Origin of the sequence: Methylacidiphilum kamchatkense Kam1, assembly GCF_007475525.1 — a bacterium.
Taxonomy (GTDB): domain Bacteria; phylum Verrucomicrobiota; class Verrucomicrobiia; order Methylacidiphilales; family Methylacidiphilaceae; genus Methylacidiphilum; species Methylacidiphilum kamchatkense.
In genome coordinates, this window is sequence record NZ_CP037899.1 from 305,725 (window position 1) to 327,128 (window position 21,404).

The 21,404-nt window shown below is 41.0% G+C and carries 23 protein-coding genes, 1 tRNA gene and 1 pseudogene; 9 read left to right on the plus strand and 16 right to left on the minus strand.

Translation table 11 applies throughout. The features are described from left to right. Positions 1 to 20: 20 nt before the first annotated feature. The 5 genes from thiS to kam1_RS01410 form a co-directional block, all read right to left on the minus strand. A complete protein-coding gene (gene thiS / locus kam1_RS01390) occupies positions 21 to 233 on the minus strand; it encodes a sulfur carrier protein ThiS (protein ID WP_235277585.1) in 213 nt (70 codons plus the stop codon). Then, a complete protein-coding gene (thiH, locus tag kam1_RS01395) occupies positions 206 to 1,345 on the minus strand; it encodes a 2-iminoacetate synthase ThiH (RefSeq protein WP_039721970.1) in 1,140 nt (379 codons plus the stop codon). The genes thiS and thiH overlap by 28 nt, the downstream gene beginning before the upstream one ends. Before the next feature lie 399 nt (positions 1,346 to 1,744). Next, entirely contained in the window at positions 1,745 to 4,210 is a 2,466-nt protein-coding gene (locus kam1_RS01400) for a class I SAM-dependent methyltransferase (RefSeq protein WP_039721969.1), read from the minus strand. 108 nt (positions 4,211 to 4,318) lie between these two features. After that, positions 4,319 to 5,122, minus strand: coding sequence for a universal stress protein (locus kam1_RS01405; protein WP_039721968.1), 804 nt, complete (start codon positions 5,120 to 5,122; stop codon positions 4,319 to 4,321). After that, positions 5,112 to 7,559: a Lon protease family protein gene (locus tag kam1_RS01410; RefSeq protein WP_039721967.1), complete on the minus strand. Its 2,448-nt coding sequence runs from the start codon at positions 7,557 to 7,559 to the stop codon at positions 5,112 to 5,114. The genes kam1_RS01405 and kam1_RS01410 overlap by 11 nt, the downstream gene beginning before the upstream one ends. A gap of 101 nt (positions 7,560 to 7,660) precedes the next feature. Here kam1_RS01410 and kam1_RS01415 point away from each other — a divergent pair, with 101 nt between their 5' ends. The 3 genes from kam1_RS01415 (at position 7,661) to kam1_RS01425 (ending at position 10,744) form a co-directional block, all read left to right on the plus strand. Next, positions 7,661 to 8,071: a hypothetical protein gene (locus kam1_RS01415; RefSeq protein WP_039722001.1), complete on the plus strand. Its 411-nt coding sequence runs from the start codon at positions 7,661 to 7,663 to the stop codon at positions 8,069 to 8,071. A gap of 574 nt (positions 8,072 to 8,645) precedes the next feature. Then, positions 8,646 to 9,662, plus strand: coding sequence for a LysR family transcriptional regulator (locus tag kam1_RS01420; protein ID WP_039721966.1), 1,017 nt, complete (start codon positions 8,646 to 8,648; stop codon positions 9,660 to 9,662). 17 nt (positions 9,663 to 9,679) lie between these two features. Continuing rightward, a complete protein-coding gene (locus kam1_RS01425) occupies positions 9,680 to 10,744 on the plus strand; it encodes a PA0069 family radical SAM protein (protein ID WP_039721965.1) in 1,065 nt (354 codons plus the stop codon). A gap of 20 nt (positions 10,745 to 10,764) precedes the next feature. Here kam1_RS01425 and kam1_RS01430 read toward each other — a convergent pair whose 3' ends face one another. Continuing rightward, a complete protein-coding gene (locus kam1_RS01430; RefSeq protein ID WP_039721964.1) occupies positions 10,765 to 11,319 on the minus strand; it encodes a Slp family lipoprotein in 555 nt (184 codons plus the stop codon). 218 nt (positions 11,320 to 11,537) lie between these two features. Here kam1_RS01430 and kam1_RS01435 point away from each other — a divergent pair, with 218 nt between their 5' ends. The 4 genes from kam1_RS01435 (at position 11,538) to glk (ending at position 14,766) form a co-directional block, all read left to right on the plus strand. After that, complete coding sequence (locus tag kam1_RS01435; protein WP_039721963.1) at positions 11,538 to 11,924, plus strand: hypothetical protein; 387 nt, start codon at positions 11,538 to 11,540, stop codon at positions 11,922 to 11,924. Between the two features lie 86 nt (positions 11,925 to 12,010). Continuing rightward, the gene (locus kam1_RS01440; RefSeq protein WP_039721962.1) at positions 12,011 to 12,703 is read left to right on the plus strand and encodes an energy transducer TonB; all 693 of its coding nucleotides are present in this window, start codon (positions 12,011 to 12,013) and stop codon (positions 12,701 to 12,703) included. 53 nt (positions 12,704 to 12,756) lie between these two features. Then, positions 12,757 to 13,770 (plus strand): class I SAM-dependent methyltransferase, encoded by a 1,014-nt coding sequence (locus kam1_RS01445; RefSeq protein ID WP_039721961.1) that lies wholly within the window; start codon positions 12,757 to 12,759, stop codon positions 13,768 to 13,770. A gap of 3 nt (positions 13,771 to 13,773) precedes the next feature. After that, positions 13,774 to 14,766 (plus strand): glucokinase, encoded by a 993-nt coding sequence (glk, locus tag kam1_RS01450; protein WP_052250533.1) that lies wholly within the window; start codon positions 13,774 to 13,776, stop codon positions 14,764 to 14,766. 255 nt (positions 14,767 to 15,021) lie between these two features. Here glk and kam1_RS10345 read toward each other — a convergent pair whose 3' ends face one another. The 9 genes and pseudogenes from kam1_RS10345 to kam1_RS01490 all read right to left on the minus strand — a co-directional run bounded on the left by kam1_RS10345 (position 15,022) and on the right by kam1_RS01490 (position 19,473). Continuing rightward, positions 15,022 to 15,201 (minus strand): hypothetical protein, encoded by a 180-nt coding sequence (locus kam1_RS10345; RefSeq protein ID WP_235277571.1) that lies wholly within the window; start codon positions 15,199 to 15,201, stop codon positions 15,022 to 15,024. A gap of 96 nt (positions 15,202 to 15,297) precedes the next feature. Further along, a pseudogene (locus kam1_RS11185) lies at positions 15,298 to 15,438 on the minus strand (methyltransferase domain-containing protein); the annotation flags it as partial. After that, entirely contained in the window at positions 15,380 to 15,736 is a 357-nt protein-coding gene (locus kam1_RS01460) for a class I SAM-dependent methyltransferase (protein WP_039721959.1), read from the minus strand. The pseudogene kam1_RS11185 and the gene kam1_RS01460, both read right to left, overlap by 59 nt. Positions 15,737 to 15,874: 138 nt before the next feature. Beyond that, a tRNA-Leu gene (locus kam1_RS01465) sits at positions 15,875 to 15,960 on the minus strand. 128 nt (positions 15,961 to 16,088) lie between these two features. Continuing rightward, complete coding sequence (locus tag kam1_RS01470; protein WP_172616750.1) at positions 16,089 to 16,568, minus strand: c-type cytochrome; 480 nt, start codon at positions 16,566 to 16,568, stop codon at positions 16,089 to 16,091. Between the two features lie 71 nt (positions 16,569 to 16,639). After that, complete coding sequence (locus kam1_RS01475; protein ID WP_039721958.1) at positions 16,640 to 17,182, minus strand: methylamine dehydrogenase light chain; 543 nt, start codon at positions 17,180 to 17,182, stop codon at positions 16,640 to 16,642. Beyond that, positions 17,179 to 17,835 carry a thioredoxin-like domain-containing protein gene (locus kam1_RS01480; protein ID WP_039721957.1) on the minus strand — a complete coding sequence of 219 codons (657 nt, stop codon included), beginning with the start codon at positions 17,833 to 17,835 and terminating at the stop codon, positions 17,179 to 17,181. The genes kam1_RS01475 and kam1_RS01480 overlap by 4 nt, the downstream gene beginning before the upstream one ends. Continuing rightward, positions 17,828 to 18,370, minus strand: coding sequence for a MauE/DoxX family redox-associated membrane protein (locus kam1_RS01485; protein WP_052250531.1), 543 nt, complete (start codon positions 18,368 to 18,370; stop codon positions 17,828 to 17,830). The genes kam1_RS01480 and kam1_RS01485 overlap by 8 nt, the downstream gene beginning before the upstream one ends. A 5-nt stretch (positions 18,371 to 18,375) precedes the next feature. Further along, positions 18,376 to 19,473: an amine dehydrogenase large subunit gene (locus tag kam1_RS01490; RefSeq protein ID WP_235277569.1), complete on the minus strand. Its 1,098-nt coding sequence runs from the start codon at positions 19,471 to 19,473 to the stop codon at positions 18,376 to 18,378. A 501-nt stretch (positions 19,474 to 19,974) separates the two neighbouring features. Here kam1_RS01490 and kam1_RS01500 point away from each other — a divergent pair. Continuing rightward, complete coding sequence (locus kam1_RS01500; RefSeq protein ID WP_143958199.1) at positions 19,975 to 20,364, plus strand: hypothetical protein; 390 nt, start codon at positions 19,975 to 19,977, stop codon at positions 20,362 to 20,364. Between the two features lie 48 nt (positions 20,365 to 20,412). On the opposite strand, the gene kam1_RS01505 is transcribed toward kam1_RS01500, so the two are convergent. Next, a complete protein-coding gene (locus kam1_RS01505) occupies positions 20,413 to 20,796 on the minus strand; it encodes an enzyme of heme biosynthesis (protein ID WP_079254284.1) in 384 nt (127 codons plus the stop codon). A 136-nt stretch (positions 20,797 to 20,932) separates the two neighbouring features. Here kam1_RS01505 and kam1_RS01510 point away from each other — a divergent pair, with 136 nt between their 5' ends. Continuing rightward, on the plus strand, positions 20,933 to 21,367 hold the full coding sequence (locus tag kam1_RS01510; protein ID WP_039721995.1) for a hypothetical protein: 435 nt from the start codon (positions 20,933 to 20,935) through the stop codon (positions 21,365 to 21,367). Positions 21,368 to 21,404: the final 37 nt, after the last annotated feature.

The window sequence follows — 21,404 nt, forward strand, 5'->3', positions numbered from 1 at the left end:
TCTTAGGGCTTTACAGTAAACTATCCTCCGGCTGTTACTCGGACAAGCTCAAGCTTGTCATTTGGTTGGAGAATGGTCTGCTCGTATTCTTTTTTTAATAGAGCGTTTTTATTTAACTCAACAAAAACAACGTTCTGATCGAGATCCAGTTGTTTGAGTAGCCGTAGAACGGATGTGTTTTTTGGCACAGAAATAAGCTGGCCATTTACTGTGATTTGAATTTGTTCAGGCATGATTCCCAATCCTTCCATACAGGTTCATAGCCCATTTTTTTGAGAACGGTGGCAATTTCTTTAGCATCTCTCCTATCACATATTTCGAACTGTTCGGTGGCTTTAGCGCCTTTTTTTTCTTCTTCACAAAGAGCTATTGCTTTTCCTTTGGAACCTCTGTGTAGGGCATGGATTCCGGCCAAAGTATAGCCTCCGGGTTCTGTTCTGGAACCAGCACTTATCGCCGTGATTCCAAATGGGATTAATCTTTCTCTAAATGCTGGCTCTTCTCTAGTAGAAAGAACGATGCCAACTTGAGGGAAGCAGACACGGAAGGCGCACATAAAATGGAAAATATCCCGATCCCCCAAAGGATAGGGGGGAGTGAACCCGCCAGCTGCGGGACGAAGCCGAGGCAGAGAAATGGTAAGATAGGCACGCCAGCATTTTTTCAAAAGATAAGAGCAGTGTGCAGCCAGGCAAAGCGCTTCTTCTTTCCAAGGAGCAAGCCCAAACAGGGCTCCTATGCCTAATCTGCGCGCACCAGCAGCATATGCTCTTTCCACGGATTCGAGTCTCCAGAAAAAATCTTTTTTGGGGCCAAAACGATGGTATAGGCTATAGAGTTCAGGATTATAAGTTTCTTGATAAACAACTACCCCTTCCACTCCTGCTGCTACCATTCTTTCGTACTCAGCAGTTTCTAAAGGCGCAACTTCTATAGCGATTGACGGGAAAAGAGGACGAATTGTGTGGATACACTCTTCTAGATAACTTAAAGAGACATATTTTGGATGTTCTCCAGCTACAAGAAGAACCGAACGAAAGCCTTCGTTCCAAAGGTAAGTAGCCTCTTGAAGGACTTCTGTTGGAGTAAGAGTGAGCCTCAAAATCGAGTTGTCCCTTGAAAAACCACAATAGGAACAGCTGTTAATGCATTCGTTTGAAAGATAAAGAGGAGCATAAAGTCGCAAAGTCTTCCCAAAATAATGTTGAGTAATTCTTTTGGCTTCCAGAGCAAGCGTCTGCAGTTCCTCATCGGTTTTTGGTAAAAGAAGCTTCCAGAATTTCGATAAAAGCCGGCTATCGACTTGTGAAGAAAAGGGAAGATTACGAAAGCTAGGAAAAGTCATGGATATAAATCTAATAAAATAAAAATTGAAACAAAAGCAAGGTCTATAACACACTGCTAGCGCCATCACTACAGTAGTTGGGTTGAGGGTTGGGCAGCCACTCCATGTGCGACATTCGCTGCCGTCCATTTCGGATAATTACTTTTTGAAACTAGAGGCACTGCTTAATCTTCTGACTAATTAGCTTACAAGCATCCCAGTGGCATTGGCTAATAGCCAGGCTATACTAGATCATTCCATAATGGATGGGCCGGTGACGCAGGTAACCGCCGGGTATGTTTCCTTCGACGGGTTATCTGAAGTAAGGCACCATCCCTTGCTTTCTAGCATCCTAGGATTCTTAGCTAGCTGACTTAGCTAAAACTAGTTCTGGGCATAGAGAAGAAGCTTGTCGTGTTACTAAAAACTCTTCTTTACCATGACGATGACTTTCGGAAGAGGGAGATCAGGATCAACTTCGCTAGGTTTGATCAACTGAAAGCCACTTTCTTTTAGTTTTTCTAAGATTTGTAAGGCAATTGGGGTAGGTTTGTTTTCGTTAGTGAGAGCCTGAGACAAAGTAATTTTGGTTTGCTCGGCTCCCTCTTTTTCTTTCTCTGTTAAAGGTATGCTAGCGTAAAGAGGCAAAGAAAAAATAAATTTGCCACCGGGTTTCAAAGCCACATAGATTTCATCGAAGATTGGGTAGTTATCATAGCTAAAAGTTTCAGGAAGGGCTCCAATTCCAATGTCAAAAGATCCACTAGGGATAGACTCAGGACTTTGCAGTTCTAGAGTTGGGCTAGAAAAGGCTTCTTTACAACCTGATAAAATCTCTTGCATTGGTTTAGATAAGCCAAGGAGGAGAAGTTTTGTTTGTTGTAGGCTTTCGGTTGCTTCTTTTAAAGATTTGGCCGGAAGATTCAGTTCTTCAATCAATTTTTTGCTTAATTCGAAATCTAATTCTTTTGAATAGCAATAGGGACAAAGGATCTGATCATAGCTGGGAGTGGAAGAGGTTTTGATTGGCAACTCTTTACCGCAGACTGGACAGGGGGGATTGTTTGAAGCTTCTCTAAGCATCAGATTCGGACGCATCCGAGACCCAATTTTGAGAATAGGTCGAGAGAGTCTACCCTCTTTTCTCCCTTGAATTAGAAAATGGGAAAGGGGATTTAATTGCTGTTCGGCTACTTCTGGATACTGTTCTAAGTAATATTGGGTATCAAAGTAGGGGCTAGGATTTTTCCTTTTGATTGCTCCTTCTTCTATATAATGAATGAGTGGATTGATATTTTGTTCTGTCACCTCTGGATTTTGTTTGATGTAAAAAGCTGTATCGAAATAAGGGTTGGGGTTTAGATCCGCAACATAGCCTTCTCTGAAATAATGCCGTAAAGCCTCTTCTTTAGGGACATCAGGGGCCTGGAGAATATAAAAATCAGGGTCAAAAAGATTGAGTTGAAGCACCTTTTCAAACAGCTTGTTTTCTTCTCTTGCTTTTGGATTAAAAAGACAGGCAAAAAAAGAGTTCTTCTTGGCTGTTTTTCGATAAATCTTACATTGTTGCTCTAATCTTTTAGCATCCAAGCAGTTTATTCTTCGAATTTCTTCAATCAATCGATTCTGATAAGTATGAAATTCTTTTTCTAGGTTGGATAAGTGTAGTTGTGTCTTTTTTAAGCTTTCTGCAGACTCAAATGGAGTCGGCTCTTTTTCAATAACGACTTTGAGTTGTTCAATCGTAGCACTTGTCTTTGGAGTCTTGATTGGGCTTTGTATACTGCTGACTGTTTTTTCTTGGGCGCTCTGCTGTTTTATTTTGTTGAGCTCTTCTTCTTTTTGTCGTAAGGCTTCTTTTTCTTTCTGCAGGAGCTGCAGTTGCTCGTTCAGAGTCTTGAGCTGATGATCCTGCTCAGAAATGAATTCCTTTAATGTGTTGAAAGTAAGGGATAGATCGAATGGTTCTTCTAAGGGGAGCTTTGTGAGAAGAGAAAGATTGCGACAGAACTCTTTTTCTTTTTCTTCTAAGTCTTTTATTTTTTCAGCTAGCTCAGTAGCTTCTTTTTCTTTTTCTTTAAATTGAATTCTTAGAATTGCACTTTCCTGAATATTGGTCTCTAGCTCCTTAATTTTTCTAGAAAGATTTTCTTTTTCTTTTCTTAATTTTTCATTTCTTATTATGGCTTCGATTCCTTCTCCAAGTCGGACAAAAAAAGAGCGAACCACGTCAATGTCTTCTTTTTTAAGATCGAACAAAGGTTTTAAAGGCTCAGCTATTTCTTTTCCTACGGCCAGGACGCCGAGGCCATAGCCATGGAGAAAATGGAAGTAAGGATAGGATTCTTTTATTTCTTCCCAATACAACCAGCTTCCATAGGCTTTTCCCCGGGCATTGGTTCCATGAAGAAGAACAATGCCTCGGTCACTCATCTTTGGTAACCATTGTTCGAAATTATGGCGGACGGAAGGATAGGTGGAAGATCCATCGATATGCAGGAGGTCTATGGAGCCATCTTTGAAAAAGCTAAGTGCTTCATCGAAGCTAGTGGACAGGAGTTTTGAAAAAGAACCGTAGCGAGGGTAATGATAAGATTCGAGTAGTTCTTGCTCTTCTTTTTCTACCGGAGGGGTATTTTCATCCCCATTCCAGTGATCAATGCCATAGCAGGCGGTGGGATAGTGTAAATATTTGACGGCCTGACAAAAAGCACAGTAGGAGTCTAGTTTATAGATGCCAAGTTCAACGAAGAGCTGAGGTGCGGCAGCGGCTGTCACCCAAAATGCAAAAGGAATGTGGCTATGCCAGGCCGAATCAGGTGTGAGTCTTTCAGGATAAAGAGAAAGGATAGGATGACAAAATGGGATTAAAGTATTTGCTGTCATGAAAGCTACGTGACCATTTTTTTTTAATCCATAATAGACAGATAAGGCAAGTCTATATGCTAAGTTTTTTAATCCTATAAGATGCCTACATCAAACCTTAATAAAAGCTTAAGGAGATAACAAGACCAGACAGTTAAGCTTCCGCAGTAAGTCCTTCAAAGTGGCTTTTTTTAAGTCGATGCCACTCATAGAAAAAATCAGCAAGCCTATTTTTTCTTCAGCAATAGTAGAGGCAAGAGCCATTGGATCTTTCCCTAAGCCTTCAATAACGGAGAGTTGAGCCATGTCGCTAGCCAGCGCTTCGACATAATTTTTTTGGGCTGAGGACAGAGTCCCATTGAAGACAAAGAGGGTTAGGCCGCCGTTGAACTTTTTTGCGAGGTTTGCGGCAAAAGTAAGAATGGGAAGGAAATCTTTGGAAGGATTGATCAACACTCCAAAAGGCGGTCCCAGGGGTTTGTCAGATGGAAGGAAAAGCACGGGTTTTTTGGCTTCTTCTAGCAATTGAAAAAGGGGGTCTTCATAAAAAGATAGAAAATTAGAAAAGGGTCCTTTTTGAGAGACGATGATAAGATCACAGTTTTTTGCTGCTTCGATGAGTTCCATCCAAAGAAAACCCCGGGCGGTCTGAAAGGACCAGGGGATGTTGAGTTCTTTGGCAATGGCCGCTATTTGTTGTTCCATTTGGCTTGCCATTGTTCGAAATCTTCTAAGAAGGGATTCTGGTTCTAGGGATCTTGTTAGAGCCGAATGGATCTCTGTTTCAAAGGCAAAAGGCAGAGAGCTAAGCCTTAGAAGATTGACATCCTCAATGAATAAACCTAACAGTTCTGCTCTAAGCTTAGAGGCCAGCAATGCTGCCATTCTAAGTGAAAACGGTACGTTTTCGAAAAGAAGGATTTTACTTATCATTTTTTTCTTCTGCAGCTATGCTCTCAGCTTTTTGGTCTGGAGAAGTAAATTTTTGAGCCCGTTTTGCAAATTGAGATAACTTTGCTTCGACTTTACCATTGATACTTTCTGGTGGATATTTTCCTTGTGCGTCTCGTTCTCCGGCCGGTATTCCAGTAAGAATTTCCATCGCCTCATCAATTGTTTTCACCGCATATATCTTAAAGAGTCCTTTTTCCACAGCCTCCAGTACCTCCTCTTTCAACACAAGGTGTTGAAGGTTCGACCATGGAATAATGACTCCATTGTTCCCATCGAGTCCCCTAGCAGCGCAGGTATCAAAGAATCCTTCGATTTTTTCATTCACCCCTCCAATAGCTTGGATTTCTCCAAGTTGATTGATTGACCCGGTAATAGCAATGGATTGGTAAATGGGATACTCGGAAAGAGCAGAAAGAAGAGCACAAAGTTCTGCTGCTGAGGCACTGTCCCCTTCTACAAGGGAGTAGGATTGTTCGAAAGCAAGTGTCGCACTCAACGATAGAGGTTCCTCAGGCAAATACCTGCCTGCCAGAAAGCCAGATAGAATAAGAACTCCTTTGGAGTGGATAGGACCACTCAATTTGACTTCTCTTTCTATATCAATGACATGCCCGTTGCCAAATCTCACTCTGGCTGTGATTTTCGTTGGATAGCCAAACATAAAATTGCCCATATCTATAACGGCTAGACCATTGATTTGTCCTACCTTGCTTCCTTTGGTCTCAACGAGTAGGATTTGGCGCTGGATCGATTCCTTTAATTGTTCCTCTATCCGGTTGATCCTTCTATAAGAAGATACAATAGCTGATCGCACATGTCCTGCAGAAATTAACTGAGCGTTTTCTTTTTTTCTCCAGTACTCACTTTCTTCTAAAAGATCCAGAATTTTTCGTATATTTAGGGAAAATTTCTTTGCATCTTGAGAAAATCTTAAGCTCTGCTTAACAATAAGCCGAAGGGCTGACTTTTCGAGGGGAGCTATGCCATGGCTATGGCAGAGGGAAGCAATTAGTTGACAGTAGGGAAGAAGATTTTGAGGAGAGGCATCGAATTCTTCGCTAAAATCAGCGGTGATTTTGAAAAGGTCTTTGAACTCAGGATCAAATTGATAGAGCAGGTAATAGATCAACCGATCCCCGATCAGAATAACCTTTAGATTTAAAGGAATAGGCTGTGGTTCCAGGGATACCGTGCTCAATAATCCTAAAGCTTCTCCTAAAGGCTCTATTTTAATCTGTTGGCTGCGTAAGGCCCTTTTTAGTCCTTCCCAAGAATAAGGATGGGAAAGAACCCGTAAAGCATCCACAATAAGATAGCCTCCATTGGAACGGTGTAAGGCTCCAGGACGGATCAGTGTGAAATCCGTGAGGAGGGCGCCCATTTGAGCAATGTGTTCAATTCGGCCGATGATGTTTACAAAGGTAGGATTATCTTCGAAGACGATGGGGATGCCCTTGGATTTAGAATGATCAACGATAACGTTCACCTTATAGCGCTTAAGAAAAAATTCCATCGATTGGCTTGGTCCAGACATACCGGGAATGGGAGGGATTTCAGATTCCCGGGGCAGACGGAAATTTTCAGCGTTTTTTAAAACATCTTTTTGGATTTCCTCTAGATGAAGTAACACTGCCTCCATTTTTTTGTACTTCGCTTTCAGCTCCTCAAACAAACTGGAAACCAACCCCTGAATATAACTCCGGTTGAGTTCTCGCAGTTTGTTTTGAGCTTCTTTCCTCCACTTTGGAATCTGTCTGAGAATAGCCGTGAGTTCTTCTTGCAGCTTTCGAATGGCTGCTTCTATCCTTCTTTTTTCTTCTTCAGGCAACGCATTGTATTTCTCTGGATCAAGCACTTCTCCCCCCTTAAAAGGAGCAAAAGCAATACCAGCTGGGGTCTGCAGAAGGGCGATCCCTTCTTTTTGAGCTTTTTCTCTCAGTTGATTGAGGGCTTCTTCCCGTCGATCAAGAAATTCTTGTTCGATTTCTTGGGCTCTCGTTCTATATTCGTCGCTTTCAAAGATAGAGGGAATCCCTATTTTTAGATCGTCGACAAGTCTAGCCATATCTTCAGCAAATTCTGAAGCTTTCCCAGCTGCAAAAGCTATGGCTTTGGGCTTGTTTTCCTCTTCAAAATTAAACACATAACACCAATCGGAAGGCAGAGGCCCTGTTGCAGCGCGTTCTTGCAAAATCTTTTCTAAAAAGGCTTTTTTACCTATTCCGGGAGGTCCCATGACAAAAATGTTATAACCCGGTTTAGAAACGGATAACCCAAAGTCAAAGGCATCGTAGGCCCTTTGTTGTCCAATGAAATGGATCTCAACAGGCATCTCAGCTGTTGACTCATAGGGAATGTGTTGAAAATCTAACTGTGTGTCTATTTGGTCTCTAGTAAGGGGGGCTGGTGAGGACATAGCTATTCAATAGATGCATGGAGTATAAAAGAAAGAGAAAAATCATAAAAATTTTTTTACTTTTATCTTTTCTAGATTGGTTTTTTTCATTACAAAGTATCATGCTAAAATCAAGAGAAATACAAAAGCTTAGTTTTATCTTTTTTAGTCTTCTTCTTTTGAGCTCGCCGGTTCTAGCCAAAACAAGTTTTTTCCCGGCTCCGAAGCCTGAACGTCATGGCCCGGGGACTGTTCGATCAAAACCTCAAATCCTCTCCATCGTGGTAGATGGGAAAACAGTTCCCGTTGAGGTCTGGGTTGACTCTCAGCCCAATTATCCTTACAGGGTTTTGGGATTGATTGAAACCAATAGGCAACGGAAGCATGCAGCCAGGGTGGCCGTTGAACATGGAGCTGATGGGATCATCTTGATAAAACGCCAAGAGCTCCCTTATGTTCCTAGATGGGTTGGTAGACATCGGGGAACACTGAGGTTCAGTGAATTTCGCTATTGGTGGGCTATAAAGAAATAAAAAACCATTTTGGATCCTCAATAACACTGTAGCCTAAAAAAGGCAACAGAACAGCCAGCAAGCAATGTGCTCCTATAATTCTTCTTTAAAGCTTCATTCTTAACGGTAGGTAGTCAAGTTCTCCAGTTAGTGAACCTGTTGCAATCCTTTAAACGAAAGCAGCAGAGCTCTGTGGATTGCCCTAAAGGTATTTGCTTTCCTTTCTTTTAGATTATTCTCAAGTTCTTCTAAGCTCATTCCCTTCATAGAGGCAAGCTTCCTATTCTCTTTAAGAAAGAAGACAGGCGCCTCCATTCACATTGGAAATAAGCATTCAAAGCATTGTTCTTTTTAGAAAACTCTGTTCTTTTGCAACTGCTCGATCAGCTTCTGCTCTACCGCCTTTGCACTACTTGAGTCTGCAGACTATAGGCCTTGAAAACCAATGTTAGTAATAGATTTAAAGGATAAAGAGTTTCTTATTGTTTGAAGGATATTAGAAAAAAATTAATAATTTTGTTTTTAAATAAACTTTTTTACATAATCTATTGATAAAATTTATTGACTTTTAGTTTAAAAAAAAAATTATATTATTATGGAAAATGATAATGACTTTATTTTTCAGAAAATCCAGGGAGCAGATACAGTAGAGCTTAATCCCAATCACTTATTAACGCTCTTAAAAGTCATACGAGAAAAAAGTGTTACGCGGGCTGCAGAGCTCTTAAATCTTGGCCAGCCAGCCATTTCTGCGAGGCTTCGACAACTGAATATGGCTGTCGGCGAGCCTTTATACCGTAGAAAAGGGCATGAAGTGGTTCTTACTCCTGCGGGCGAAGGGCTAATGGTATTTGCTGTTGCCCTTGAAGAGAACATGAAAAAAGCCGAAGGATATATCCGAAGGTTGAGAGGATTGTCCGCTGGCACATTGCGTATTGGGGCTACGGTGACTGCATCTAATTATTATATTCCACTTTCTTTGGTGGAATTTCAAAAAAAGTTCCCAGGCATTCGTATTTCTGTTGAAACCGCTCCAACGCATGAGCTGTTCCGTAGAATGAGTGATTTGGATTTGGGTTTTGTAGAAGATCCTATCGAGGAGGAAGTCCCTGAGACTTTTCAAGTTAGAAGATGGTGGAAGGATCAGATTGTGTTGATTTACTGGAAGGATCATCCAAAGGCGGATCGGTGGAAAAATGGGGTAATGCTAGAAGAAGTGGTTGATTATCCAATTATATGGAGGGAGCCTGAATCTGGAGTAAGGAAAACGATTGAAAGAGAAATAGAAAAAAAGGGATTGCGATTTAAGTTATGTTTTGAAGTTAGTGGAGCAGATGCCGTAAAGGAAGCTGTCAGAGCAAAGATGGGCATTGGGTTTGTAGCTCGGCGTGTGCTTGAACATAGCAATTCAGATCTTCTCTTTAGTGAGATCAATCCTCCACACGGAGTAGAATGGTGGATAAACATCATTGAGCCTAACGACAAAATGAAAAGTCGTGCCACTCAAGCGCTTGTGGATCTTTGCATGAAGATGTCCAATAGGATTTCTGAAACTTCCGAGCAGAAAACTAAAAATCAATCACTAAAAAATGCTGTTGGAAAGACTGCTTAAATGGTCAATAATAGGTTGTGGAAGATACTCCTCTAAAAATTGAGCGTGGGTGGCATGGCAGAGCAGCACTTTCGAATCCCTCTAACCGATTTGATTCGCTCAAGTTAGTCTGGGAAGAGGAATATACAGTAGGTCGAAAGGTACAAAAGACCCTCTTTTATGAAGATCCAACTTCTGAAATTCTATCGTATAACCAAAGTCCAGACTTAGGATTTGAAATTAGCCTTAATCCTTATAGAGGTTGTGAACATGGCTGCATTTATTGCTATGCACGACCGACTCATGAGTATTTGGGTTTTTCTTTAGGGGTAGATTTTGAAAGCAGGATCCTTGTTAAAACAAAAGCCCCATTGCTATTGGAAAAAACTCTACGCTCTCCTAAATGGAGGCCTAGAGTGGTTATGGTCAGTGGGGTCACCGATTGTTATCAACCTTGCGAGGCCCATTTTAAGTTGACCCGAAGCTGTCTAGAGGTATTTCTTAAATATCATAATCCACTCACTATCATCTCTAAAAGTAGGCTTGTGTGCAGAGATCTGGACATCCTCAAAGCCTTAGCAAAAGAAAATCTGCTAAGTGTTTTTCTCTCCGTCACAACTCTTGATCCAAAATTGGCAGCCATACTAGAGCCGCGAGCAAGCTCTCCTGCTCTGAGACTTGAAACAATCTCTTCTCTGGCTCGCGCGGGCATCCCAGTGGGGGTCATGGTAGCACCTATAATTCCCGGATTAAATGACTTTGAAATGCCTATGATTTTAAAGTCGGCTGCTGAAGCTGGAGCTTCATATGCCGGCTACTCCCTATTGAGGTTGCCATGGGGAGTGCGTGATCTCTTTTTGGAGTGGCTTGCTTACCATTATCCTGAAAAAAAGGAAAAAGTCCTGTGTCGAATCAAAGACTTTAGAGAAGGAAAGCTAACGGATAGTAATTTTGGGTCAAGATTTTCTGGCAGCGGTAAAATAGCCGCTGAATTTAGCCAATGGTTTGGTTGTTTTTTACGCAAATATGGATTGACCGAAAAATACAAAGCCATTCAACAGCAAAAGCCTGATGCAGGAATGGATTTGTTTGCATCCTTATAATTTAGTCTGTTCCCGTCATGTTACCACCACCAACCTGGACCCCATCCCCATCCCCAGCCCCAGCCAGGGCCCCAACCCCAACCCCAGCCTGGACCCCAAAAATAGCCTGGAGGATAATAATATCCTGGATAATAATAGGATTCTGACCAAAGATGAATCTGAGTGGCTTCAATGACTGGATAGTTATACGATCTTTTCCCGATCACTCCGGGCTGTAGGCCACGCACCTTTCCTACCACGGTAATGGCTCTATCCTTGCTGTAGATGGAAGGATCAAGAAATTTGGATGTAGCTACAAGGAATCTTCCCCCACTGCGATCTGTGTCCAGAGGCCTATCAGAGGAACTATCTAAGGGCTTTTGAATGACTTCAATGAGCGTTAAGTTTTTCATGTTTTTTGTTTGAGCGATTGTGCCACCAAACATAACGACTCGGCCTTTGTAGGCCTGAGGGTTCCTTAAAAGCTGAGAGAAAGAGGGCTGACCGCGAGTTTCTTTTTTGACGGTACTTGAAAAGGGACTGCACGAGATTAAGAAGACTATGGGAAAAAAAATGAGGAATTTAAGATACTTCATTTTTAAAGGATGAACCTTTTTTGAACAAAATTGTTCTACACATCTTTAAAGCTAATGCGCAAGGAAAAAGATCTATAAGCAGAAAAATCTAAAAGGCCATGGGCTTCCTATTCCCAGGACCATCTCATCTCCAGACCTCTGCTCCTAGCACTTACTCTATAAATTTTTAGCGATGAGATTTGTTCTTGGGCTAAATAGCCATTATGATAAAGAAAAGAATGAAAAAAGTGGGGTATGTTCTGATCTTTTTTGCATTGGTTTGGATTGGTGGAGGTCATTTATTGATTCTTCAGTCCATAGCCTGGAGTAAAATGTTTTGTTATTATTCCCAAAAAGTTTCTTGGCCTAAAGCCATACAAAAGACCTTAGCGGGTAAAGGAAATTGCCAGATTTGTGAAAAAATTCCTAGATCTTTTGATAATGGGCCTTTTCAGTCCAATCAAACCTCTTCTTTAGAAAAAGAAGTTCTTTTTGTTTCTTCTCTATTTCTAGTTTTTGGAAAGCATCACTCGTTGGATTCTTATCTACCTTATCTCGAGTTTTCCTATTTTTCTTCCTATAGGGAATCTCCACCAACTCCTCCCCCAAAATACCTGTTTGTATAAATATTGTTGAGCGTCAATCGCTGCAATGAAACCTTGCAGCTGTATTTTTTTTATTTCTTAACAAAAAAAATAAATGAATTAGCATTATGATCGCATTGGGGGGCAAAGAAAGTATGGAAATAAGGAAAAAGGGGATTATTGGATTTATTTTCTCGATTCTGTTGCATGCATTCGTTTTGTTTGGTTTTGGATCATTCTTCTATCAAAAAGCACAGTATGCTATGGGCGGGGCTGTTGGTTTTTCTCAGGTAGAGCTAGTAGAAGGGGCCTCAGGAAAGCCTGAAGAAAAACCAGAACATCCTCAAGATCCGGTGCAGCCTAAAATGGAAGAAGTGCAGAAGAGAGAAGATTTTTCGTTGCTAGAAAACAAAAAAGAAGAGACAAAAGCTGCTACTCCACTTGCTAAAGCCGCTTCAAATTATGGGAAAGGTACTGTAGGAAAAGGAAAAAACGCAAGAAACCTGGTTCGTGGGAATACGAGTGGGGGAGGAGGGACTAGTTGTTCTGCTTCTCCTGATTTCCTGCATAATCCTATTCCGCCTTATCCTGAAGAATGTCGCTGTCGAGGACAAGAAGGAGTGGTTGTGTTAAAAGTTTGTGTGTCTCCAGAAGGTAGACCAGTAAGTGTCCAATTGACCAAAAGCTCAGGTTTCCTTCCCATGGATAGATCAGCGTTAGAAACCGTTCAACGGTGGAAGTTTAATCCTGCAAAGATGGGAGGCATACCCGTTACTTCTTATGTAATCGTTCCAATAAGATTCAAACTTGTAAATGATTAATTAAAGTACATCAAAAACGCTTTCTCCATTTTTTTTCTTCCGTATTGTAAAGTATGAATTTCGAACAGCTCTTGACTCAATGGAATGATCTTGTCCCCACGCTTCAAACTTTAAACCTTGCCTATCTTGGAGTAACCACTGGCGTTTTTGACGCTTTACATACCCACAGAAAGCTCTCCATAGAAAGTCTAGAAGAAAAAACCGGAATCGAATCTGAATATTTAAAGAGATTTTGTATGGCCGCATATGCTTTTGGATTTCTCGATAAAACGGAAGCTCTCTATTCTCTTTCTTCGTTGGGGCAGCTCTTTGTCGATGAAAATACCAAGCAGAAGGTGCTTCCTGCTGTGTTTCAATCCGTTTTCTATCCTTTGATGACTTCTCAAATCTTGAAGTTCGCCAAAACAGGAGGACATCTCCACACCTTTCCGCCATTTGAAGATCCTGGGGTTTTTCCATGGATGTGGGCCATGATGGAGCATAAGTTTTCTTCTCTCTTCCTGAATGAAGTGCTGCCGAAGATTCCTTTTATTGAAGAGATTGACCGGCAGGGAGGGGTGGTTGTGGATATTGGCTGTGGCAATGGGTGGCTTTTAAGAAGCCTTGCAAAAAGATTTTCAAAACTCAAAGGGATTGGTATCGATGTAAGCAGAGAAGGAGTGGAGCAAGCACAGGCACTTTCTGCAGGGCAAAAAGAAAGACTCCAATTTATTTTTGCAGACTTTTTTGCATGTTCTTTGCCTCCAAAAGTTTCTTTGTTTACTTTTAGCCGTACCCTGCACCACTTGTGGTCAGAAAAAAGTCGGCTCGTTGAAAAATTAGCTGCCCATCTAGATTCAGATTCGAAGGTTTTGGTTTGGGAACCTCTTTGGCCAGAAAAACTGGATTACCTTAAGCAAGAAAAAATAAAACCCATTGCTTTTCAAAATTTGCATGAAAATGTGGAAGGGAATCGATTACTTGGAGCGAACGAAATAGAAGGATTTCTGGAAGCATGCGGGTTGTCTGTTAAAAAATTCCTGCTGGAAAATGGCCTAGATGCAATCTTCATTGGGACTAAGGATTGAATCATGATACTTGTTGGAGATATAGGAGGAACGCATATCCGACTTGCGCTTTTTGAGTCTGTCGATTCTAAAGAATCTCTTTGGCATGTTGAGTATTTCAAGAGTAAAGAGGTGTCCGATTTTCAACAGCTCGTGGGAGAGTATTTAAAAAAGACGAAGGTTGTGCCGCAAGCGGCCTGTTTTGGTTTTCCTGGTCCTGTCATCGATGGGAAAGTCCAGCTGACGAATTTACCCTGGTCGATTGAAATCGAAAAGCTCAGCGAAGTCTGTGGGACAAAGCATACTTTTCTAATAAATGACCTAGAAGCTGCTGCTTATGGAATCACTGTTTTAGGGGCTAAAGATAGCGTTATTATTCAGGATGGAAAAGCCTCCAGCAAAGGTTGTAAAGCATTGATTGCACCTGGCACAGGCCTTGGAGAAGCAGGCTTAAGATGGGAAAATGGACGGTATGTCCCTTTCCCTTCTGAAGGCGCGCATGTTGATTTTGCTCCAAGGAATGAATTAGAAATTGGCTTGTTTAGGTATTTGCATCGTCTCTTTGGACATGTGAGTTATGAAAGGGTGCTTTCAGGACCTGGTCTTTTAAATATTTATCGCTATTTGCAATCAACTGAAAGGGAATATTTGCAAAAAATAGATGAAGAGATAGAAAAGAGTGAAGATCCTCCCCAATCTATCACTTCTCATGGTCTGGCCAAGGATTCTTCTTTGTGCGTTCAAACTCTCGATCTTTTCGTATCCTTACTTGGGGCTGAGGCTGGAAATTTAGCTCTGAAATTCTTAGCCTCTGGGGGAGTTTACATTGCTGGGGGCATAGTCCCCCATATGGTAGAAAAATTAAAAGAACCTCTTTTTATCGAATCATTCTGTGATAAAGGACGACTTTCTTATTTTCTGAAGACTATACCAATCATTGTGGTAGTTACGCCCTTTTTAGGAATCTATGGGGCCTTACGTTATGTGCAAGAAACTGCTCTCTTAAGACCGATCTAACACTTTGTGAAAGTCCTTTTAGCGCTCGTTTCCCTTTGCTTGAAGAATAGATTTACTCAGATCCGAAAACTGGTGCTTGATGAGAAGGAATGATTGGCTAGGATCCTCAAACTGTTGTAGCCTGTAGCCTGGAGCTAAAAGTAACCCATGATGTATAGCCAGTTGCCACTTATAGTTTGCTTCTCTGCTAGAAAACCATTTTTTCTGCAGCTATGAAAATACCAACTTGGACAGACAGTTTGTTGATTCTATTCATTAGTGACAATGTGCGCATGTCCAATAACTGCCCCCTCCATCCCGTATGTCGACAGCAGAAAAACCTGTCCCATATCTTAATACTATTTCTAGTTCTTCTTTGGCATAGAAATAATGCCAATGAGTTTTTTTCCCAGTAATTTGGCGTTTTATTTCCTCGAACCATTTTTCTTGATTCATTTCTTGAAGCACAAAACTTTGAAAGGAAAAGATCTGAAAAATGGCAAAGCCCGAAGGCTTAAGAAGGCGTTTGATTTCAAAAAATAAATTATAAACAAACGGTTTAGGAATATGTTGTAGTGCTGCAACACTAAAGATAAGATCGATGCTTTGATCAGGAAGAGGGATATGGACTCCATCATAGTGAAGGAAGCAAAAGGGTGGTTTTTTTCTGTAGCCTTTTTTCTGCCTTAGCAATCATGTTTTGAGCAATATCTAGCCCTATAATAGATTGGGCAGGAGTGGAGTGGGCTAGCAATGCCCGATGCAGTGCTTCCATAATATACCCAAGGCCAGATCCAATCTCGAGGATGACGCCATTTGTAGGAAACTGGATATAAGGAAAAAGATTGAAAGCAATATTTACATAGCTATCCGCCCGCTCAGTAAGTTTCTCTTTTGGAACTCCATCGTGAATGCGTGCTTCGACACTTTCCATAGACTCATTTGGATCATCCCAAACAGCAGCAGCTTTTCTTAAAAGTTCATTGCTCATTGTCCCACCCCTCTTTTATACCATAGCTATGATGCCATAGTTATGAAAAAATTGAAACTCATTAGCAAGCACTGGGGCCACTTTACATTCTGCTCTTCAATGGAGGTGGATTTCGAGGTAGACTTTGGAAGAAAAAACTGCCCTCGGCGGGACTCGAACCCGCACGAACCTATTCGGTTCACAGGATTTTAAGTCCTGTGCGTCTGCCATTCCGCCACGAGGGCTATGAAAATGTTCTTCTCAGAAGTTATTTATTTTGCTTTTATACCCAATCGATTACAACCAAAATTTCTAGAAAAGGCTCTTTCCTTTTTCATGTATCAAAATTGGTTTTTTCAAAATCCCCCTCTTCCTATTTGGTACTCTTTGTATTGAATGTGGCGTAGCGTTGCCAGGATTTGATTAGGGTGATTTTATCTGGCAGGGTTTGCAAAATCCTTTTTCTTGTCTCATCAACGTCAAGCAAGGGTTCTTTTCTTGCAACTGCCACTTCTTGAGTTGTGTATTTTTGAAATTTTCTTTTAGTCTGACCAAAATTCAAAATAAGCCAGTTTAACAGCTCTGCAAGGGCATCATCGGGTATTGAAGAAAAAGCAACCCCAGGAACTTGGATGACATATTTTCTGCCCTCAGGACTTAGGAGGAAAAAGTCGATCGTTTGGGCAATTTGAGGAGAGACCCCAGCGATTCCTTCTCCTTTTAATCCATGACAGCCTGCACAGTGAAGGAAATATAGTGCCTGTTCTCTTGGTATGGCTAACAACATTTGTGAGGAAATGGAAAAAAAAGCTAAAGCAGAAAAAAATACAATAGGCAATAAACTCCTCGCCATGTCCTCATGGAAGATTCCATACCATTTAGAGGGATACCATCGAAAAGGCAAAAAGAAGGCATTTTTCCTATTCATTCATTAGGAGAATCTTGAGCTATTCCTAAGATGGAAGCTCCAGTACAATGATACATCATGTTCGGTGCTCCAAAACACCAGATCGTATCGTTATTCCGGTTGATTTGATAAACAGGCATTTCTGCTTCATTGGTCTGTCGACAGTAGCACCTCCCGCAGAATCCCTTTCCACAGCAATCCCTATACGAAATCAGATACTGTTTGCCATCCTGTGGATTTCTGCAGCTTCCGACCCAGTGGGTTGGAGAAGGGAAGGTTCCCGGTGGGCAGGCCGTGACTCCTCCGCCACAACAGCTGCAAAGAAATCCGTCGATACTACAATATCTCCAGTAGGAGCAGGAAGACTCATTGTTTGTACTCTCTGTCAGTTCCTTCGTTTCTGGATCGGTGCTTTGTTTTTGAGTGCGTTCTATGGGAGCTGGTAGGAGTTTGCAGGCTGCTCCCAAAAATAAAGCCAAAGAAGTCAGAAAGCCCCGCCTTGAACCACGTAGGGCAAGACGGCGTGACCAGAACTCGACAAGCCGATCGATCCAATTCATGCTGGTTGATTGGTGTTTTTATAGTCTGGGGATCTCGAAAAGCCTTTTTTGGAAAGGGACAGCTCTAGGCCTTCCTTTGATTCTTCTCTCTGATTTTGAGCATGATGGAGCAATCCTTCTAGCTGCTCTAAATTGTTCACAAGTCCTTTTGCCATAACTTTCCCTTCTGCGTCAAGATAAATCGCGTAGGGCAGGGCACTCACTCCGAAGGCAACCCCAAGTTCTCTTGAAAGGACATAAGGGAATGGGGATAGGAATGTGGAGGCTCTGTACTGTTGATGGGCAGCAAGACTGTCTCCATCACTGGCAAAGATGATATCTAAATTGTGGAAGGATCGACTCAAAGAAGCTACACCTGGTAGAAGCTTCTTACAAATTGGACAGGAAGGAGAAACAAATAATAGGAGGCTATTTTTTTTTAGAGGATGTTCCCCTCCGATTCGTACTTGAGGTCGATTCTGATCCACGTCTTTTAATTCGAACAATGGAGACTTTTCCCCAACCTTGATTCCTCCCTGAAATGACAAGGCCCCTAGTGGGGCGATCCTTTCGTGAAGGATGCCAATCTGTCGAGCAAGGGCAAGAACAACGAGGGCTAAAAAGCCGATTGCCACCCACGAAAGAATAAGAGAACCAATAAGCAGTTCAGTCATAAAGCATCTTTTTTTTCAATAAAGGTTGAGCAGCATTGGTAATGATTTGGTTCCAACCTGAAAAAATGATGAAAAAAACAGTACCCATCCAAAAAGAAAATATTCGTTCCCAGAATGTGGGAAACCGAGGAGCTAAAGGAAGAAGATAGAGAAGGACCAAGATACTGCATAAAATAAAATTTCTAGCAAGAATCATCCATGAGTAGGCCTCTGTTGAAGGGCCAAAACAGCCGCAATCGATCGTTTTATGTCCCCGAAGCAGATTAACTAAAACAGCTAATGAAAAGCTTATTAAAAGGCCGAGTGCTAAAGAAACACCAGCTTGCTTAGGGATAAAAAGAAAAGAGCCGGCTGCTCCCATTTCAAAGAGGAGAATGAGGATCGATAAAGGAACGACAAGGTACCTTGGCAAAAGTTGGTAGCCTTCTACGGATCGAGTAAAAGGAGAAAAATGGAGCATCTTTTGGATGGCAGAATACAGAAAAAGGTCAAAGAAAAAATACTCAATAGTATTTTGTAGGATGGGATTATTCATTTTCTTTAGCCATCATAACCTATAAGTAGGAGGGCTTCTTCTCCTAATTCTTCTATCGCTGCGGTTTTGGTTCCATTGCGAAGATCGTAAATATCCAAATAGGCTTTACGACAAAGACCGCAGAGTAAAGTTTCTTCTTTGGCTACGATGCGAATGGAATCTACCGGTCGGTCTAAAGCTATTTTTCTTTTGACCACCCCATCGGCTCTTCCAATTTCCCAAACTTCGGTTCCACTGTCCTTATGCTTTCCCTTGGCTGCTTTGTGCATAAGAATGTAAAAATATCTTTCCTCTGGATCGCAACTCAAAAGCTGCCAACCACAGGGTCTCCAGCCACTACCAGAAGCTATATTCCATTTTTGTTCCCATGTTGCACTTAATCCAGAAAGACTCAAAGACAAAAGCATCCCTTCGTAGGAAACGAAATAGTATTGGTTTGTGCTTTTCAGATAGATCCCATGCTCGAATATAGGATCAGCCAAGGAAAAACCAGGGAAAATACGCTTTTTTTCTTCTACCTGACCTTCTTTGTTTAATGAAAGAAGCAATAGGCCTCCATCCTGTCCAATCATTGCAAAACGTCTAGTTTCATACGGATAAAGCAGAACATAACCTGGAGTGGGAATCTCCATAACGAGTTTTTGTTGGTGCAGATCGACCACACTGACCGAACTAGCTGGGCTAATATTGCATACAAGAAGGAAACGGTTATCACCACTCAATGCTTGAGTGTTTTTTTTAATCACACAAAGGAAGCGTTTTGGAGGGATTTCTATTTCGTGGAGGACCGATAGAGTTTTCGTATCATAGACAGTGATTACATCGGTTCTAATGCCTCTTGTTCCTCTACTATAAAATGTTTCTACAGCATAGAGAAACTTACGGTCAGAACTAAGAACAATATTGCCCATATAGCCAAGATCGATCATTCCAAGAACTTTTTTCATTGGGACATCGATTAAAAAAGCCTTACGATTGGCTACAGTAAAGAGCTGATCTACTGAAGGTTGAGGAAGAGAAACAGTGGTGAAAGTTTCTATAGCAAAATCCTTTCTTCTGTCTAAGGTCCCAACTATACTCCTAGGATATATGTATTGGCCCACTGTCTTGACACCTAGGAATCGGTGGGGCAGGTTTCGTTCTTTAATACTTTATTCTACAACTCCTAGCTGCCTCCCTCTATTTTGGATGGTTCCAATGGAAGCCACCCTCCATATTCTTAAAACAATTTTTCGTTCTGTCAAAAATATCTTGTTGGAAAAGTAATCACTGCTTTCTACTCACTGAGCTAGTTTAAATCCAGGTGCCCATCCTACCCTAAGGTTAGTTTCACTTTGGCTGAGTGAATAGAAAAAGATTGCTTTCCATTAAAATATTTGGCAAATAATCAAACCCAGTATGGGTTCTAGATTCTCTGTTTATCTTTTGGTTGGCATTATCGCTTTTCTTTTTTTAGGTAGAACAGAGCAGCTTTTTGCAAAAGCTTCAAAAGAGCCTTGCAAAAAAATTAAATCCTTTACTCCTCCATGTGCCAACAATGTCGTCATTGTTAATAAAAAAGAATTTGAATCGTCTTTACCAAAAAGAAGAAAAACATCAGGGGGATGTGTGCTCGGGTAGTCCGCACATGCATTGAAAAACTTATTGGCAGACCATTAGATCGAAAGGATTATGCCAAGGAATATGGAGAAGCATTGGTTAAAACAGGATTATATAGGGAGCAGTCTCCACAAGCACAGCCAAGGGATTTCGATGTCCATATTCTTTATCCTAGGAAAAAAAGTCATTACGGACACATGGAGATCTATTACAAAGGAAAATGGTATTCAGATTTTTATCAGAAAGCTTCCCTTTGGCAACTTTGGCCAAAGGAATATTCGAAGGTGAAACTTTATCGGCTTGCCTATGAGAGAGTGGTTATCCCACCACAGAACTCTACCATTCAAAAAAGGAGCAAGCCTTCGACTCGCCTCGCACAATCTCCTGTGTACTAATTTGTGGATTCAGGCTTTCTTCCTTTGATCTCCTAGAACTACAATAAACTATGGATTTTTATTATCTTTTGTTTTATTGAAAAAGGGAGGATTTTGAAAAAAGTCTTTTATATCTTTTAGCAATGCATCAGCTTTGGCTTTTGTAAAATCTGAACTTAATTCTGCTCTTTTCTTTTTCAAATCGTTTAAGCGCCTCTGATCTTCTTTTTTTGTTTCTCCCTCTTCTTTTGAAATTTGAGCTTCCAGCTTGTAGATTGCAGCATCGAGTTCGGCAAGAGCGGCTTGTGCTTCTTCTTTGTTTTCTTTTGTCGGATTTTGCTTGTATTCTTCAATTTTATTTTTTGCAAAAGAAGCTTGTTGCTCTCCAGTGCATCCGCCTAAAGAAAGGAATGTCAATACTACGAACAGAAATATTTTCCAAAAGAAAGGCATCGAACTTATATGTTTTTTTTGGGTTTACTATATCAATGAAGAAAGAACAAGGGGAAGAATAACGATTTTAGAAAAAAAAATAAAAGACGCTTTTAATTATAAATTTATTTCATATCATGAAAGTAAGGAACAAATTATGAAATCGTTTTTAGTGGATTCATATAGCATCGAATTGATTTGTATAGGCATTGTTAGCTGTGCTGTTCTCTTTTTAGGGTTTAGGTGGTATTTGGAGCATAGGCTTGAGTCTTTTAAAAAACAAATCGATTTTTTGAATCGAACATGGACTGAAAATCTCAAATCAGACAGTTCTCAAGATGAGATTCAGTATCTTATGAAATTAGTGCTTGAGCGTATTGACCAGCTTGATCAACACCTTAATGAGCGGTTTGATAGAATCGAGCAGAAATTAGAACAGATCGATAGGAAGCTGTCTACTATTCAATTGATTCAAGCAGAAGAAGATTTTTTTGAAGAAAATTCTAATACGACTAGCGAAGATTTCGAAAAGGACACAAAAAAGTATCGATTTCGTGGCGAGGATGGACTTTTCCCCTTTGGTCTTTCTTAAAAAACTCTTTTTTTAGGAAAGCAAACGATTGGATAAA